Here is a 15,570-nt window from a genome sequence, read left to right as displayed (position 1 = left end):
ATGGCGCGGGTCTATGGGCACAGGGTGGCGCGCGCTACCTTGGGCAGGTGCTGACACCCAAAATCCGGTACATCGGGCAGAATTTCATGCTTGCCGTGACAATCAGAACCGCCCCGACAATGACCGTACCCCACATTATGAACGCATTGTCCCACATCGGGGCCTGCCCGACAAAGGCCCAGACCACCAGAGCAAGACCCAGTAGGGTGCGCACAGCCCGGTCGATTTTTCCAACATTGGCAGACATATCGAACCTCCTGTTCATTGGAGACATTATATTCCTGTTCTTGAATAAAATCGACAGTCAGCTTGTCGCAGGTCCTGTTCTTAAAGCAGGGGATGCCGGTTGACGTCTTTGTACAAAAGATAGCGGAACGGCGTTGATCCGGTGGCGATGCAGGCCTGCGGACAAAACGCGCGCAGCCACATGAAATCGCCCGGTCCCACATCGACCCAGTCCTTGTTCAGAAGGTATTGTGCCGTGCCTTCCAATACGTAAAGCCCGTGTTCCATCACGTGGGTTTCGGCAAAGGGAATGCGCCCGCCCGGCTGGAAGGTGACGATGTTCACATGCATATCATGGCGCAGATCTTCGGGATCCGCGAAACGGGTCGTGGCCCAGACACCGCCGCAATCGGGCATTTCGACGGGGGCCACGGCGGCGTCAGATGTGACAAAGGCGTCGGGGGCATCCAGCCCGTGTGCGGGTTCGTATTGTTTGCGCACCCAATGGAACCGCGCTGGTCCGTCTCCGGTGTTTCGGATCGTCCAGTCGCTGCCCGGCGGGATGTAGGCATAACTGCCAGCGATCAGCGTATGATTCTGCCCGTCCACCACAAGACGCATGGTGCCATCTGCCACAAACAGAACACCCTGCGCATCCGGATCCGGTTCCGGCCTGTCGCTGCCACCGCCGGGGGCCAGTTCAACCGCGTATTGCGCGAATGTTTCGGCAAATCCGCTAAGTGGGCGGGCAATGATCCAGGCGCGCGCGTCCTGCCAGCCGGGCAGTTTGCTGGTCACGATATCGCGCATCGTTACAGCAGGGATCACGGCATAGGCATCGGTGAACACGGCCGTGCCATCTGGATGAACGGATTGGTCCGGCAACCCGCCGGGGGGAAATGCGTAACTCATACCATGTCCTTCAGACGCAGGAACGCGATGCGTTCCACCTGTGCGCAGGCGGTTTCAAATTCGGTGTCTGTGTCGTTATCCAACCGGGCGCGGAACGCGTTCAGGATACCCGCCCTGGAATGGTCACGCACCGCGATGATAAAGGGAAAGCCGTGCTTTCCCACATAGGCCTGATTGAGCGTCGCAAACGCCTCGTGTTCCTCGGCGGTCAGGGCATCAAGGCCTGCCCCCGCCTGTTCTGCGGTGCTTTCATCGGTCAGGCGCTTTGCGGCGGCAAGTTTGCCAGCCAGATCGGGGTGTGCCGTCAGCACGCCAAGGCGTTCGGCCCTGTTTGCGCTGCGAAACATCCGGGCAAGGGCCGAATGCAGGCCCGCGGCAGTATCGTGGGCAGGACCAAGTTCAAGATCAAAGGCGCGTTCGGCGATCCACGGGGAATGTTCGAACACGCCCCCGAAGGTTTTGACAAATGTCTGTTTGTCCAGCGCGCTGGGGTTTGGCCGATCGGATACGGCGGGGGGATGGTGCGCGTGCCAGTGGCGGGCAATGTCGATGCGGCGCGGGCACCAGACGCCTTCGAACCCCTGAATATAGTCGATGAAACGCGCCAGCGCCTGCACACGACCCGGCCGCCCGATCAGGCGGCAGTGCAACCCGATCGACATCATCTTGGCCGATCCGTCCACGCCTTCGGCGTAAAGCGTATCAAAGCTGTCCTTGAGATAGGACAGAAACTGATCGCCCGCGTTGAACCCCTGCGGCGTGGCAAAGCGCATGTCGTTGGCATCCAGCGTGTAGGGGATGATCAGCTGATCATGGTCCCCGACACGCAACCAGTACGGAAGATCATCGTCATAGGCGTCCGAGACATAATCAAACTGGCCGGTTTCTGCCGCCAGACCCACCGTGTGTTCCGAACACCGGCCTGTGTACCAGCCGCGCGGGGGCGTACCGGTGACTTCGGTATGCAGGCGGATAGCCTCGGCCATGTCGGCGGCTTCGGCCTTGGCGGTGTAATCCTTGTAATCGATCCATTTCAGCCCGTGGCTGGCGATTTCCCAGTCGGCGGCCTGCATCGCCGCCACCTGTTCGGGGCTGCGGGCCAGCGCCGTGGCAACACCGTAAACCGTGACCGGTATGCGCGACCTGGTGAACAGGCGGTGCAGGCGCCAGAACCCGGCGCGCGCCCCGTATTCATAAATGCTTTCCATGTTCCAGTGACGCTGCCCCGGCCAGGATGCGGCCCCGACGATTTCGGACAGGAACGCCTCGGATCCGGCATCGTCATGCAGAACGCAGTTTTCGCCGCCTTCTTCGTAGTTCAAAACGAACTGCACGGCGATGCGCGCACCGTTCGGCCACTTGGGATCAGGCGGGGTTGCGCCATAGCCGATCATGTTTCTGGGGTAACGTGTCATGCAGGGATTCCTTTGATCCCCGTACTAAACCATAAAATATCCGGTGACTTTCAAAAAAAGCGGTAAACACCTTAAGAACTGTTCCGGCGCTCCTGTCAGGATTGGGTCGGATCGGCGGGCGCGCCTGCGCGGGTGCGATGCGGCCCGAACACCGCGGCCAGGGCCAGAATAAGGCCCGAAACCGTCGCGATCATCCCCGCAGCGCTGACCGCGTCATCCGCGCCCAGCCACAGCGGGCCATACCCTGCCAGAACGTAACCCAAAACCGCAGCAAGCGTGGCAAACCCGACGCTCCACCCGATCTGGTGTTCCAGCCGGTTGGTCATCAGACGTGCAGCGGCCGGCGGGCAGATGAACATCGCGATCACGATGATCGACCCCACCGCATCAAAGGCCGCAACGGCGGCAACTGCGGCCACAACCACCAGCGCAAGGCCGATCAGGTTGGTGTTGATCCCGACAGAACGGGCAAACCCTTCGTCGAATGTGGACAGTTTCAGCGGGCGCCAGAACAGCGCGACAAAGGCACAGACACCGATCAGGGCCAGCGCAATGCGGATCAGTTCGACCGGAAGTGTCGCCAGCGCAACCGGATCAAACAAGGACGCCCAGCCCATTGCATCCAGCCAGATCAGGCTTTCCAGATTGCCGAACAGGGCATGTTCGACATCAAGATGCACGGTCGAGGTATCGGATTGTTCAAGCAGAAGGACACCGCCCGCGAACATGGTGGTGAACACAACCCCCATCGCTGCCCCCGGTTCGATGCCGCCCAGTCGGCGCACTGCCTCAATCGCGGCCACGGCGATCAGCGCAGCCCCGCCCGCGCCCAGCATCATCGGCCAGGTGGATACGACCCCCGTGATCAGAAACGCCACCACAATGCCCGGCAACACCACATGGCTGATCGCATCCCCGATCAGCGCCTGTTTGCGCAGCACCAGAAAATTGCCCGGCAGTGCGCAGGCAATCGCCGCGAAGGTGCCGATCAGCAATGGCGGTAGCGACAGCGGAACAAATTCGGTCCCCATCATGCCGGCACCATGCGCGGCGCAGCCATTTTCGCATCGACGTCCCTGATCTGGTCCTGCGTCAGCACCGTTTCGATACCTGTCAACCCGTCGTAATGCGCCGCGGCGGTTTCCTGCAACGGGTCGGCGCGCACGATTTCCCAGCGTTTTTCATCCAGCAGGGCCTTGGCCGCGCGGGCGCGCCCCTGATCTGTCGCAACGCCATCGGGGCGGGCCAGACCGGCGCGCTGCAACAGGCGCAATGTCAGTTTTTCATAGATCGGCTGGCCTTGTGCCAGCGCCAGCAGGCCCTGACGCAAATGCACCTGCCGCTGGAACCGCTGATGACGCAAAAGCGCAGCCAGAACACCGCGGTTGGGCGCCAGAAACAGCGAGAGCGCGAATAACAGGAAACACACCAGAACGATGATCGGGCCTGTGGGCAAAGCCGGGGCCGAGGCGGAAACAGCCGCGCCGACATAACCGGAAATGCCGCCCAGCGCACCCGACAGCAATACGACATGATCTGTGCGGTCGCTCCAGAACCGGGCGGTGACCGGGGGGATGATCAACAGCGCGACGATCAGGATCAGGCCGACAATTTTCAGACCGACAACCGTCACGGCCATGACCAGCCCCATCATCGCCAGATCCATCCGGCGCACGTTCATGCCGGTTGAGGCCGCGTATTCGGGATCGAACGCAACCAGCGTCATCGGGCGGCGCAACAGCAGCACCAGCGCCAGCACGGCCGCGCCACCGACAAGAATGATCATCGCATCGGCCCACAACATCCCCGCAGTCGAGCCAAGCAGGAACCCCTCCAATCCGGCCTGCCGCCCGCTGGACATGTTCTGGATCACGGTCAGCAGCACGATACCAAAGCCGAAGAACACGGACAGTACCGCGCCTATGGCGGCATCTTCGGCCAGCCGCGTTTTTCGGGTCAGCCAGCTGACGCACAAAAGCCCGATCCAGGCTGACAGGGCCGATCCGGCCATCAGACCGGCCAGATTGCGCCCGTCCCCGCCCAGCAGCACCATGACGATAAAGGCCAACCCGACACCGGGCAGGGTGGCGTGGCTGATCGCGTCACTGACAAGGGCGCGTTTGCGTAAAAACAGAAAGGTGCCGGTTACACCGGCGGCGATACCCAGCAAGGCCGCCCCGATGGCCACAAGGGCGGCGTTATAGCCAAGCCCCAACAGCAGCGCGTCGCGCAGCATGGCAGATTACCCCGCAACGCCGGACAACTGATCCATCTGCGCCCCGGCCAGACGCCCGCCATAGGCTTTTTGCAGGTTGTCAAAGGTGAACACGGTATCCACCTGTCCTTCGGCAATGCGGGTGGTGTTGATCAGGAACACATGGTCAAAGTAATCCGGCACGGTGGTCAGATCGTGGTGCACGGCGACGACGGTCTTGCCCTGGGCGCGCAGCGTGTGCAGCACCGCGATAATCGCCTTTTCTGTGGCGGCATCGACACCGGCAAACGGTTCGTCCAGCAGATATAGATCGGCATCCTGTGCCAAGGCGCGGGCCAGAAAGACGCGCTGTTGCTGGCCACCTGACAACTGGCCGATCTGGCGGGTGGCGAAATCGGCCATGCCAACGCGATCCAGACAGTCCTGCGCGATCTTCCTGTGGCTTCCACGCAAACGGCCCAACAGGCCCAGATCACGGTAAAGACCCATCAGGACCACATCGATCACGCGGGTCGGAAAATCCCAATCGACACTGGCGCGCTGGGGCACATAGGCAATACGGTGCCGCTGGCTGGTGACAGATTGGCCAAAGACCGTAACACGGCCCGACAGCGGTTTGATCAGGCCCAGTGCCGCCTTGAGCAACGTCGATTTTCCCGCGCCGTTTGGCCCGATAATGGCCGTCATCGATCCGGCCGGTACTGTCATATCAACCGAAAACACCGCCGGTTTCTGACCGTAAGATACGGTCAGCCCGCGGATCGCCAGCGGACTGTCCGAAACATCGTGCTGCGGTGTCACATGTCCGTTTTGTGCTGCCAGTTCCAGTTGCATGGCTTAGAACCCCGCCGACAATTTACCAAGACGTCCACGCGGCGCTGCGTTGGCACCCAACGCGGCGGCAATGATGGTAACGTTGTGATCAATCATCCCCAGATAGGTGCCTTCATAGGTGCCATCGGGGCCCATCGCATCGCTGAACAATTCACCCCCGACGCGTACGGTGTGGCCGCGCGCCGCAGCGCCTTCGACCAGTGCGCGCATGTTGCGATCAGAAACAGAGGTTTCCACAAAAACGGCGCCGATGTTACGATCCACGATCATATCCACCAGCGCGCTGATCCGGTTCAGACCGGCTTCGCTTTCGGTGGAAATGCCCTGAATTCCGATCACCTCGAACCCATAAGCCGCGCCAAAATAGCCAAACGCATCATGCGCTGTCAGCAGTACGCGGGTTTCAGGCGCTACGCCTGCCAGTGTGTCATCGGCATAGGTGGCCAATTGTGTCAGTTCGTCGATATAGGCGGCCGCGTTCCGATCAAACACCTCAGCTCCTTCAGGGTGGGTTTCGCCCAAGGTGCGGGCCACTTCGGTCACGACATCGGCCCAGATCGACGGGTTCATCCAGATATGCGGATCGTATTTGTCGGCGTAATCGTCATGGGCCAGCAGCTTGTCCTTTGACACCGCTTCGGCCACGGCCACAACGTTGCGATTGCGCCCCAGATCGGCAAAGAAATCTTCCATCTGCGCCTCAAGATACAGACCGTGCCACAGCACCAGATCGGCGCGCGTCATGGCAACGATATCGGATCTTGTCTGGCGATAAGCGTGCGGATCAACACCCGGCCCCATCAGTGCGCGCACCTCTACCAGATCGCCACCGACAACCCGTGCGGCATCCGCGATCATGCCGGTGGTGGCCACAACCTTGATCTGTGGTTGCGCCACAGCGGCAGAGCCGAGGCCGGCCAGCACCGCCGCCGCCATCGCAAACCCCAGAAAAAAACGCCGTACCATCGTGAATGCCCACTTTCCGCGAGAAGACTCGCCTTGTTGCAATTGAATATGAGAGCCATTCGCAACAAAGTCAATGATATTGCGAATAATTCGCGACTACAGATGCGCCGGAATCCGCCTGCGGTTCAGGGCAAAGCGGACGCGAGGGCGATCTTGCCATGGGTCGTTTGCCGTGACACGCTGTAAGGGAAAGATGTGGCAGGGAGCCATCATGCACAGCCAGACAGACACCACGACCGCGCATTTGCCGCTGGTCACCGAGGCCCGCAATCAAGGTATGCCGCTTGACATGCAATGGGTGCGGGCTGTGCAGGCCAACACTTCCGCCATCGAACGCCGTGCCGCCACATTGCCGGGGCGCCGTTCGGTGAAAAAGGAATATCAGGCGGCGTGGCTGTTGCGCGCGATCAGTTGTATTGATCTGACCACGTTGTCAGGCGATGACACGGCGCCACGGGTGCGCCGGTTATGCGCCAAGGCACGCCAGCCGGTGCGCGCCGATCTGCTGTCTGCGCTGGGCATGGGCCAGATCACCACAGGGGCGGTGTGCGTGTATCATGACATGATTGCCACGGCTGTGGACGCGTTGCAGGGCAGCGGTATCCCGGTCGCCGCCGTTTCAACCGGATTTCCTGCCGGGTTGTCGCCGTTTCACCTGCGCGTCGCGGAGATCAGCGAAAGCGTGCAGGCGGGCGCGCAGGAAATCGACATCGTGATTTCACGCCGCCATGTTCTGAACGGTGACTGGCAGGCGCTTTATGACGAAATGGCCGAATTCCGCGCCGCCTGCGGCCCTGCCCATGTCAAAGCCATTCTGGCGACCGGTGAATTGGGCACCTTGCGCAATGTCGCGCGGGCTTCGCTTATCTGCATGATGGCGGGGGCGGATTTCATCAAAACCTCGACCGGCAAGGAAAGCGTGAATGCGACCCTGCCGGTGACACTGGTGATGGTGCGTGCGATCCGCGACTATTTCGAACGCACCGGATATCGCGTTGGATACAAACCCGCCGGCGGCATATCCAAAGCAAAAGACGCTTTGGTGTATCTGGCCCTGATGAAAGACGAACTGGGCGATCGCTGGCTGCAACCCGATCTGTTCCGCTTTGGCGCGTCATCGCTGCTGGGGGATATCGAACGGCAGTTGGAACATTATGTGACGGGCCAGTATTCCGCCGGCTACCGCCATCCGGTGGGGTGATTTTATGTGCGACACACCTGAAACCAAGGGAACGGGCAAAGCATGAGCGTGGCAGACATTTATGAATCGATGGAATACGGCCCCGCCCCCGAAAGCGCGGCCGAGGCGTTTGCGTGGCTGGTGGATCAGGGCGACCGGTTCGGCCATTTCATCAACGGGGCCTTTACCGCCCCCGGCACCGGATTTGAAAGCCGCAACCCCGCCAATAACGAGGTGCTGGCCACGCTAAGCCAGGCGAGTGCCGCCGATGTGGATGCCGCAGTGGCAGCGGCACGTGCGGCACAGCGCAAATGGCAGAATATGGACGGGCCAAAGCGGGCCAAGTATCTTTATGCTATTGCCCGTCTGCTGCAAAAACACGCCCGCCTGTTTGCCGTGCTGGAAACGCTGGATAACGGCAAACCGATCCGCGAAAGCCGCGATATCGATATTCCGCTGGCACAGCGGCATTTCTATTATCACGCCGGCATGGCGCAACTGATGGAAACCGAACTGCCCGATGCGCAGGCCATCGGCGTGTGCGGGCAGATCATCCCGTGGAATTTTCCGCTGCTGATGCTGGCGTGGAAAATCGCGCCTGCGCTGGCAATGGGCAATACAGTTGTTCTGAAACCGGCGGAATACACATCGCTGACCGCCCTGCTATTTGCAGATATCTGCCGTCAAGCCGGTTTGCCCAAGGGCGTGGTGAACATCGTTACCGGTGACGGGGACGTGGGCGAAATGATTGTCGCGCACAAGGATATCGACAAGATCGCGTTCACCGGATCAACCGCCGTCGGGCGCAGGATCCGCGAGGCAACGGCAGGATCAGGCAAGGCGCTGACATTGGAGCTGGGCGGTAAATCGCCCTATATCGTGTTCGACGATGCCGATCTGGATTCAGCCGTCGAAGGGCTGGTGGATGCGATCTGGTTCAATCAGGGGCAAGTGTGCTGCGCAGGGTCGCGCCTGTTGGTTCAGGACAGTATCGCAGAGCGGTTTTATGACAAATTGCGCGCGCGCATGGACAAGCTGCGCATCGGCAGCCCGCTGGACAAATGTATTGATGTCGGGGCCATCATTGACCCCAGTCAGCTGGACATGATCACGCAGAAAGTGGCGGCCAACGCTTCAGGGCAAACCTATCATGCCGCCGTCGAAATGCCGGTTGAAGGCTGTTTTTACCCCCCGACGCTGATCACCGGGATGACGGTCTCTGACCCGCTGATGCAGGAAGAGATTTTTGGCCCCGTACTGGTATCAACCACGTTCCGCACCCCTGCCGAAGCGGTCGAACTGGCCAACAACACACGTTACGGGCTGGCCGCAACGGTGTGGACGGAAAACGTGAACCTTGCACTGGATATCGCGCCGAAACTGGCCGCAGGCGTGGTCTGGGTGAATGCCACGAACCTGTTTGACGCTGCCGCCGGATTTGGTGGCGTGCGCGAAAGCGGGTTTGGCCGCGAAGGGGGCTGGGAAGGCCTGGCCGCCTACACCAAGCCCAAATCAAAAGGAAAGCGCCTGAAACCGGTCGCACCTTTTGGCGGAGATGGCGCGCCCGCCGATCCGATCGACCGGACGGCAAAACTGTATATTGGCGGTAAACAGGCGCGGCCTGACGGGGGATATTCGCGCCCGGTTCATGGCAAGAACGGCGCGCTGCTGGGCCATGCATCGCTGGCCAACCGCAAGGATGTGCGCAACGCCATCGAGGCCGCACATGCCGCCAAGGCATGGGGCAAGACCAGCGGCCATTTGCGCGCACAGATATTGTACTATATCGGCGAAAACCTTTCGGCGCGGGCGGGTGAATTTGCCGACCGCCTGAACAGGATGCAAGGCACCCGCACCGGCAAGGCCGAGGTGGACGCCGCTGTCGAGCGGTTGTTCACCTATGCCGCCTGGGCCGACAAGTATGATGGGCAGGTGCACGGCGTGCCGATCCGCGGCGTTGCGCTGGCGATGAAGGAACCGGTGGGCGTGATCGGGGCGTTGTGCGCGGATACCGCGCCGCTGCTGGGGCTGGTTTCGGTGATGGCACCCGCAATTGCGATGGGCAACTGCATCACGCTGGTCGCATCCGAACCGTTCCCGCTGTCGGCAACCGATTTCACGCAGGTTCTGGAAACGTCGGACGTGCCGGCAGGGGTGGTAAACATCCTGACCGGTGCGCATGGAGAACTTGCTCCTGCGCTGGCGGGGCATATGAACATCGATGCTGTCTGGTCGTTTTCATCTTCGGATGTTTCAGGCGTGGTGGAACGCGCCTCGGCCAGCAACCTCAAACGCACCTGGGTGAACAACGCCCGCGATCTGGACTGGTTTTCCCAAGAAGCGCAGGGCAAACCGTTTTTGGCCGCTGCGACCGAGATCAAGAATATCTGGGTGCCTTACGGCGAATAGCGAGCGTGAAAAGGGGCGGCATTCCCGCCCCTATTGCGTGACGTCCGGCAGGCCTTCGGGTTTGCCGACAACGACAAAGTGCAACCCGTCCGGGTCCAGCAGTTCGCCAGCCACGCGTTTGACATCGTCCACCGTCACCGCGTTGACTTGATCGTTGCGGGTGGCGATGTAATCAACCGGCAGACCCTGCATCTGCATGGCGACCATAATATTGGCAATCGGCCCGTTGCCGTCAAAACGCAGCGGATAGGCGCCTGTCAGATAGGTTTTGGCATCGGCCACTTCCTGTTCGCTTGCGCCCTCTGTTGCCATGCGGGCCCATTCATCGCGGATCACCTGAATGCTTTGGGCGATACGGGTATTGGCCGAAGCGACCGACCCCATGTAGGTGGCCGCATAATCGCGCGGCACCAGATACGAATAAACACCATAGGTCAGCCCGCGCTTTTCGCGCACTTCGGTCATCAGGCGGCTTTCAAACGACCCGCCGCCCAGAATGTGGTTCATCACATAGGCGGCAAAGAAATCATCATCATCCCGTTCGATACCTTTTTGTCCGAACAGGGCGACAGATTGCGGCGTGTCGAAATCAACCACCGTGATACCGCCCGAAAGCGTCACATCCGCGTCTTCTGGCAGGGGCGCGCCGGTGTCGGGCAGATCACCCAACAGCGTATCGATCAACTGCCCCAGTTCGTCGGGCGTGATGTCGCCCACGGCGCTGACATATAAACGGTCGCGGGCAAACACCGCCTTGTGCGCGGCCAGCAGATCGTCACGCGTAAGGGCGGCCACGCTGTTTTCCGTCCCCGACAGCGCTGAGCCATAAGGGTGATCCCCGTAGGCCATCGCGGCAAAGGCATCGCCTGCGATGTCGTTTGGGTCTTTGGCGTTGGACTGGATGTTGGCGATCACCTGCGCGCGCACCCGTTCGATCGAATCCGCATCAAAGCGCGGTTCCTTGATGGTGGAGCGCAACAGAGCCACCGCCGCATCGCGGTTTTCTGTCAGAAAGCGCGCGGAAATACCCAGTGAATCATCATCGACGCTGTAGCTGAACGACGCGGCCAGCGCCTCGGTCGCGCGGGCAAAGGCGCGTGCATCCAGATCACCGGCGCCTTCCTCAAGCAACCCCGTCATAAGATTGATCGCGCCGCGTTTGCCCGACGCATCCAGCGATGCACCGCCGGCAAAGCGGATTTCAAGCGCCACAAACGGGATCGACGGTTCCTGCACAAGCCATGCGTCAATGCCCGAAGGCGATGTGATTTCCTCGATCTTGATCTCGGCCCATGCCGGAATGGCCAGAAAGACCGTCAGAACCGCTGCCAACAGATGTTTCATTGCAGTACCCCTTCCTCGGGTCGCATCAGCCAACCGGTCACGGACGCATCACGATCAAACACATCGCGCGCCGCCTGCATGATGTCGTCTTCTGTCACGGCCTGCAGAAGGTCGGGCCACGCCTGCACATCCTCTACGGTCAGACCCGATGTAAGGGCACGACCATAGCGGTTGGCGATCCGGTCGACATTGTCACGCGCATAGATTTGCGAGGCCCGCAACTGCATCTTGATCCGGTCCAGCTGTTCGCTGTCCACGCCTGTTTGCATGAACTCGGCAATCGCCGCATCCATCGCGTCTTCGGCCTCTTGCAGGGTCACGCCGACGCTGGGCACGACCACGATGTCAAAGGTCGTGTCATCCAGCGATACACCATTGTAAAACACACCGGAATACACCGCGATCTGGCTTTCAAATTGCAGCTTTTCCGTCAGCACCGATGTTTGCCCGCCGCCCAGAACCTCGCTTAGCATGGTCAGGGCCGCTGCCTTTTCCTGTGCGCCGCTGTCGCGTTCCGACGCCAGGTAGGACCGGCTGACATAGGGCTGCGCCACACGCGGATCACGCATCGTCAGACGGCGTTCGGCGCGCTGGGGCGGTTCGATTGTCCGCAGCCGCTCGGGCAGGGCCGGATTGGCAGGGATCGCGCCATAGTATTTTTCGGCCAGCATGCGCACGTTTTCGGGATCAACATCCCCCGACACCACCAGAATGGCATTATTGGGCGAATAATAAATATCGTAGAACGAAAGCGCATTGTTCAGATCAAGCGTTTCCATTTCGTGCATCCAGCCGATGATCGGCACGCCATATCTGTGATTCAGATATTGCCCCGCGCCCATCTGTTCGTTGAACAGGGATTGCGGATTGTTTTCGACGCGCTGGTTGCGTTCTTCGATGATCACATCACGTTCGGTGGCAATATCGGCTTCTGTCAGGCGGATGTTGACCATCCGGTCTGCTTCCATCTGCATCATCAGTTCAAGCCGGTCAGCGGCGACGCGCTGGAAATAGGCGGTGTAATCATAGCTGGTAAAGGCATTGTCGCGCCCGCCATTGGCGGCAACCGTCGCGGAAAGTTCGCCCGCTTCCATATTGTCGGTGGCCTTGAACAACAGATGTTCCAGGAAATGCGCAACACCGGACGCGCCTTTGGGTTCATCCGCCGATCCGGCGCGATACCATACCATATGTTGAACCACCGGCGCGCGGTGATCTTCGACCACCACAACATCCATGCCGTTATCCAGCGTGAAGTGGGTCACAAGTTCGGTGTTGTCGCTGGCGAGCGCAGGTAACGCTGCCAACCAGAGCGCTGTAAAAACAGAAATAATCCGACGCATAACCACTCCATTCACGGGATTCGGGCAGTAGGTACGCCATAATCCGCAGGGTTCAAGCTGTCCTGTCGAATTTGTGACGTCTTCAGGGCGGGGAAGACGGTGTTTTCACGCCGGCCCGGCGGAAGCTGTCCGCAACCTCGAACGGATTAAGCGCAAAGCCATCGTAAACCTTGTTGTAAAGATCAACCGGTACGATGCGTATCCGTGTGAACCGCCCGCGGTTCTTGCGGAACTGTGCATCCTCTTCCGCCAGCGACTGGCGGATGTCAGGGGCCACGCCGAACCGGCTGGCATAGGTCACGATCGCACCGTCCGAACCCGGGATCGGGCCATTTGGCGATCCGGCAGCACGCCCGCCCAGCGCTGTGTTCGCGTCGTCAATCGGGCGCTGATCCACAAGGTTTGCACCGCCCGGCGTCGGGACCGGCAACGCCGTCAGCCCGGTGGGCTGTTGCAGTGGCTTCACGGTTTGCACCTGAAATTCGTCCGGTCCGCTGGAATCACTTTTCAGGTCGCGCAAACCGGTGTCTGCGCAGCCCGCCAAAACCGCGGCCGATGTAATTGCCAATACCGTACTGCGCAAAAGGCGCATTGCTGCACTCCTGACTGTTTGGAACAGGTCTAGCCTATCCGTCTTCCAAGGTCACGGGGCCTTTTTGCCGTCTTTGACAAAGAAAACCAACCCGATCGCCCCCGCAAAAATGAAAATATCCGCAACATTGAACACAAAGGGATTGCGGATGCCACAACAGGACATATTGAGAAAATCAAGCACATATCCGTACCACAGCCGGTCGATCACATTGCCCAATGCGCCACCGATCAGCAAACCGGCGCTGAAATAGCCCCAGATACCGGTTTCAGAGCGCCGTATCCAATAGGAAATCGCGGCGATAATGATCACTGCCACGGCGATCAGCACCCAACGGCTGAGGTCAGAATCCTGATCGAACAGGCCGAAATTCACGCCCCGGTTTTCACCATAGCGAAAATTCAGCAGCGGCGGCCATAAATCTATGGCGCGCACCCGCGCCAGTGCCATGCCGTGGATGACCCAGTATTTGGTGATCTGATCAATCAGAACCGCCGCAAGCGCGGCCCATATCACGGTACGCATATGCCCCAAGCCGTTCACCTAGTGCCTGAAATGGCGCATGCCGGTGAACACCATCGCCAGCCCGGCCGCATCGGCTGCGGCAATCACCTCGTCATCCCGCATCGAACCGCCCGGCTGGATCAGCGCCGTTGCGCCTGCTTCGGACGCCGTGATCAACCCGTCGGCAAAGGGAAAGAACGCATCAGACGCCACAACAGACCCTACGGTCAAAGGCGCGGGCAGGCCCAGTGCCTCGGCCATGTCAATTGCCTTGCGCGCGGCGATCCGCGTACTGTCGACACGGCTCATCTGGCCGGCACCGACACCCACGGTCGCCCCGTCCTTGACGTAGACGATTGCATTGGATTTCACGTGTTTGGCCACCCGCCAGGCGAACAGCAGATCGGCCAGTTCCGCGGCACTTGGCGCGCGCTTTGTCACGACTTTCAGATCGGCGGCGTCAATATGGCCGTTGTCACGGTCCTGCACCAGCAATCCGCCCGAAACCTGCCGCACCACCTGAGCGGCGGTTCGCGGATCGGCCAGACCGTTGGTTGTCAGCAAACGCAGGTTTTTCTTTTTGCCAAAAATACGGATGGCGTCCGCATCTGCGCCGGGCGCAATCACAACTTCGGTAAAGATGCCGCTGATTTCTTCTGCCGTGGCCCCGTCCAGCGGCTGGTTCAGCGCGATGATCCCGCCAAAGGCGCTGGTGCGGTCACAATCAAAGGCGCGCCCGTAGGCCTGCGCCAGCGTCTCCCCCGTGGCCACACCGCAGGGATTGGCGTGTTTCACGATCACGCAGGCCGGGCCGTTTTCCGGGGCAAATTCACTGACCAGTTCAAAGGCGGCATCGGTGTCGTTGATATTGTTATAGGACAGTTCCTTGCCCTGATGCTGTGTGGCGCTTGCCGCGCTGGGTGCGGTGCTGCCATCGGTGTAGAACGCCGCAGACTGATGCGGGTTTTCACCATAGCGCAGGGTTTGCGCCAGCGTGCCGGCAAAGACACGGCGACGCGGCGCAGGATCGTTCAGAGCCGAGGCCATCCATGTCGACACAGCGGCATCATAGGCTGCGGTTCGGGCATAGGCGGTCTGGGCCAGTTTCTGGCGGAAGGCATAAGGTGTTGCGCCTGCACCGGACGACATTTCATCCAGCAAGGCCGCGTAATCGGCGACATCGACGACCACGTTCACAAAGCGGTGGTTCTTGGCAGCGGCACGAATCATCGCGGGGCCGCCGATATCGATATTTTCGATGCAGGTGTCATAGTCGGCACCTTGCGCCACGGTTGCCTCGAACGGGTAAAGATTGACGACCAGCAGGTCGATCGCGCCGATACCATGTTCGGCCATGGCGCTTTGGTGTTCGGCATTGTCGCGCAGCGCCAGCAATCCGCCATGTACCGCCGGATGCAGGGTTTTGACACGGCCATCCATCATTTCGGGAAAGCCGGTAATCTCGGCCACGTCCGTTACATCCAGACCCGCCGCGCGCAGGGCCGCTGCAGTGCCGCCGGTACTCAACAATTCGACCTGCTGTGCGGCCAGCGCCTGCCCCAGTTCGATCAGCCCGGTTTTGTCAGAAACAGAAAGCAGGGCGCGGCGGATAGGGATCAGGTCGGTCATTC

Annotated in this window: 14 protein-coding genes; 2 read left to right on the top strand and 12 right to left on the bottom strand. The window is 60.4% G+C overall.

Annotated elements, in window-relative coordinates:
* Positions 1–34 precede the first annotated feature (34 nt).
* The 7 genes from C1J05_RS00820 to C1J05_RS00790 form a co-directional block, all read right to left on the bottom strand.
* Entirely contained in the window at positions 35–247 is a 213-nt protein-coding gene (locus C1J05_RS00820; protein ID WP_114872028.1) for a YgaP family membrane protein, read from the bottom strand.
* An 80-nt stretch (positions 248–327) separates the two neighbouring features.
* Positions 328–1,137 (bottom strand): bifunctional allantoicase/(S)-ureidoglycine aminohydrolase, encoded by an 810-nt coding sequence (locus C1J05_RS00815; RefSeq protein ID WP_114868600.1) that lies wholly within the window; start codon positions 1,135–1,137, stop codon positions 328–330.
* Positions 1,134–2,552: an allantoinase PuuE gene (gene puuE / locus C1J05_RS00810; RefSeq protein WP_114868599.1), complete on the bottom strand. Its 1,419-nt coding sequence runs from the start codon at positions 2,550–2,552 to the stop codon at positions 1,134–1,136. Before puuE ends, C1J05_RS00815 begins: the two co-directional genes overlap by 4 nt.
* 95 nt (positions 2,553–2,647) lie before the next feature.
* Positions 2,648–3,586 carry a metal ABC transporter permease gene (locus C1J05_RS00805; RefSeq protein ID WP_114868598.1) on the bottom strand — a complete coding sequence of 313 codons (939 nt, stop codon included), beginning with the start codon at positions 3,584–3,586 and terminating at the stop codon, positions 2,648–2,650.
* Complete coding sequence (locus C1J05_RS00800) at positions 3,583–4,788, bottom strand: metal ABC transporter permease (RefSeq protein WP_114868597.1); 1,206 nt, start codon at positions 4,786–4,788, stop codon at positions 3,583–3,585. Before C1J05_RS00800 ends, C1J05_RS00805 begins: the two co-directional genes overlap by 4 nt.
* A 6-nt stretch (positions 4,789–4,794) precedes the next feature.
* On the bottom strand, positions 4,795–5,601 hold the full coding sequence (locus tag C1J05_RS00795; protein ID WP_114868596.1) for a metal ABC transporter ATP-binding protein: 807 nt from the start codon (positions 5,599–5,601) through the stop codon (positions 4,795–4,797).
* 3 nt (positions 5,602–5,604) lie between these two features.
* Positions 5,605–6,567, bottom strand: a complete 963-nt coding sequence (locus C1J05_RS00790) for a metal ABC transporter solute-binding protein, Zn/Mn family (protein WP_114868595.1) — start codon at positions 6,565–6,567, stop codon at positions 5,605–5,607.
* A 211-nt stretch (positions 6,568–6,778) separates the two neighbouring features.
* Between C1J05_RS00790 and deoC the strand changes: the two genes are divergently transcribed.
* Positions 6,779–7,768: a deoxyribose-phosphate aldolase gene (gene deoC / locus C1J05_RS00785; protein ID WP_114872027.1), complete on the top strand. Its 990-nt coding sequence runs from the start codon at positions 6,779–6,781 to the stop codon at positions 7,766–7,768.
* 42 nt (positions 7,769–7,810) lie between these two features.
* The gene (locus C1J05_RS00780; protein ID WP_114868594.1) at positions 7,811–10,156 is read left to right on the top strand and encodes an aldehyde dehydrogenase family protein; all 2,346 of its coding nucleotides are present in this window, start codon (positions 7,811–7,813) and stop codon (positions 10,154–10,156) included.
* Between the two features lie 30 nt (positions 10,157–10,186).
* Here C1J05_RS00780 and C1J05_RS00775 read toward each other — a convergent pair whose 3' ends face one another.
* The 5 genes from C1J05_RS00775 to purH form a co-directional block, all read right to left on the bottom strand.
* Complete coding sequence (locus C1J05_RS00775) at positions 10,187–11,500, bottom strand: M16 family metallopeptidase (RefSeq protein WP_114868593.1); 1,314 nt, start codon at positions 11,498–11,500, stop codon at positions 10,187–10,189.
* Entirely contained in the window at positions 11,497–12,843 is a 1,347-nt protein-coding gene (locus tag C1J05_RS00770; RefSeq protein ID WP_114868592.1) for a M16 family metallopeptidase, read from the bottom strand. The genes C1J05_RS00775 and C1J05_RS00770 overlap by 4 nt, the downstream gene beginning before the upstream one ends.
* 82 nt (positions 12,844–12,925) lie before the next feature.
* Positions 12,926–13,435, bottom strand: coding sequence for a DUF3035 domain-containing protein (locus tag C1J05_RS00765; protein WP_114868591.1), 510 nt, complete (start codon positions 13,433–13,435; stop codon positions 12,926–12,928).
* Between the two features lie 51 nt (positions 13,436–13,486).
* Positions 13,487–13,960: a signal peptidase II gene (gene lspA, locus C1J05_RS00760; protein ID WP_114868590.1), complete on the bottom strand. Its 474-nt coding sequence runs from the start codon at positions 13,958–13,960 to the stop codon at positions 13,487–13,489.
* Positions 13,961–13,978: 18 nt separating this feature from the next.
* Complete coding sequence (purH, locus tag C1J05_RS00755) at positions 13,979–15,568, bottom strand: bifunctional phosphoribosylaminoimidazolecarboxamide formyltransferase/IMP cyclohydrolase (RefSeq protein ID WP_114868589.1); 1,590 nt, start codon at positions 15,566–15,568, stop codon at positions 13,979–13,981.
* Positions 15,569–15,570 lie beyond the last annotated feature (2 nt).

The organism is Sulfitobacter sp. JL08 (assembly GCF_003352045.1).
Lineage (GTDB): Bacteria > Pseudomonadota > Alphaproteobacteria > Rhodobacterales > Rhodobacteraceae > JL08.
Note: the sequence above shows the minus strand (reverse complement) of the source record. Positions and strands in the feature narration are given on the sequence as shown.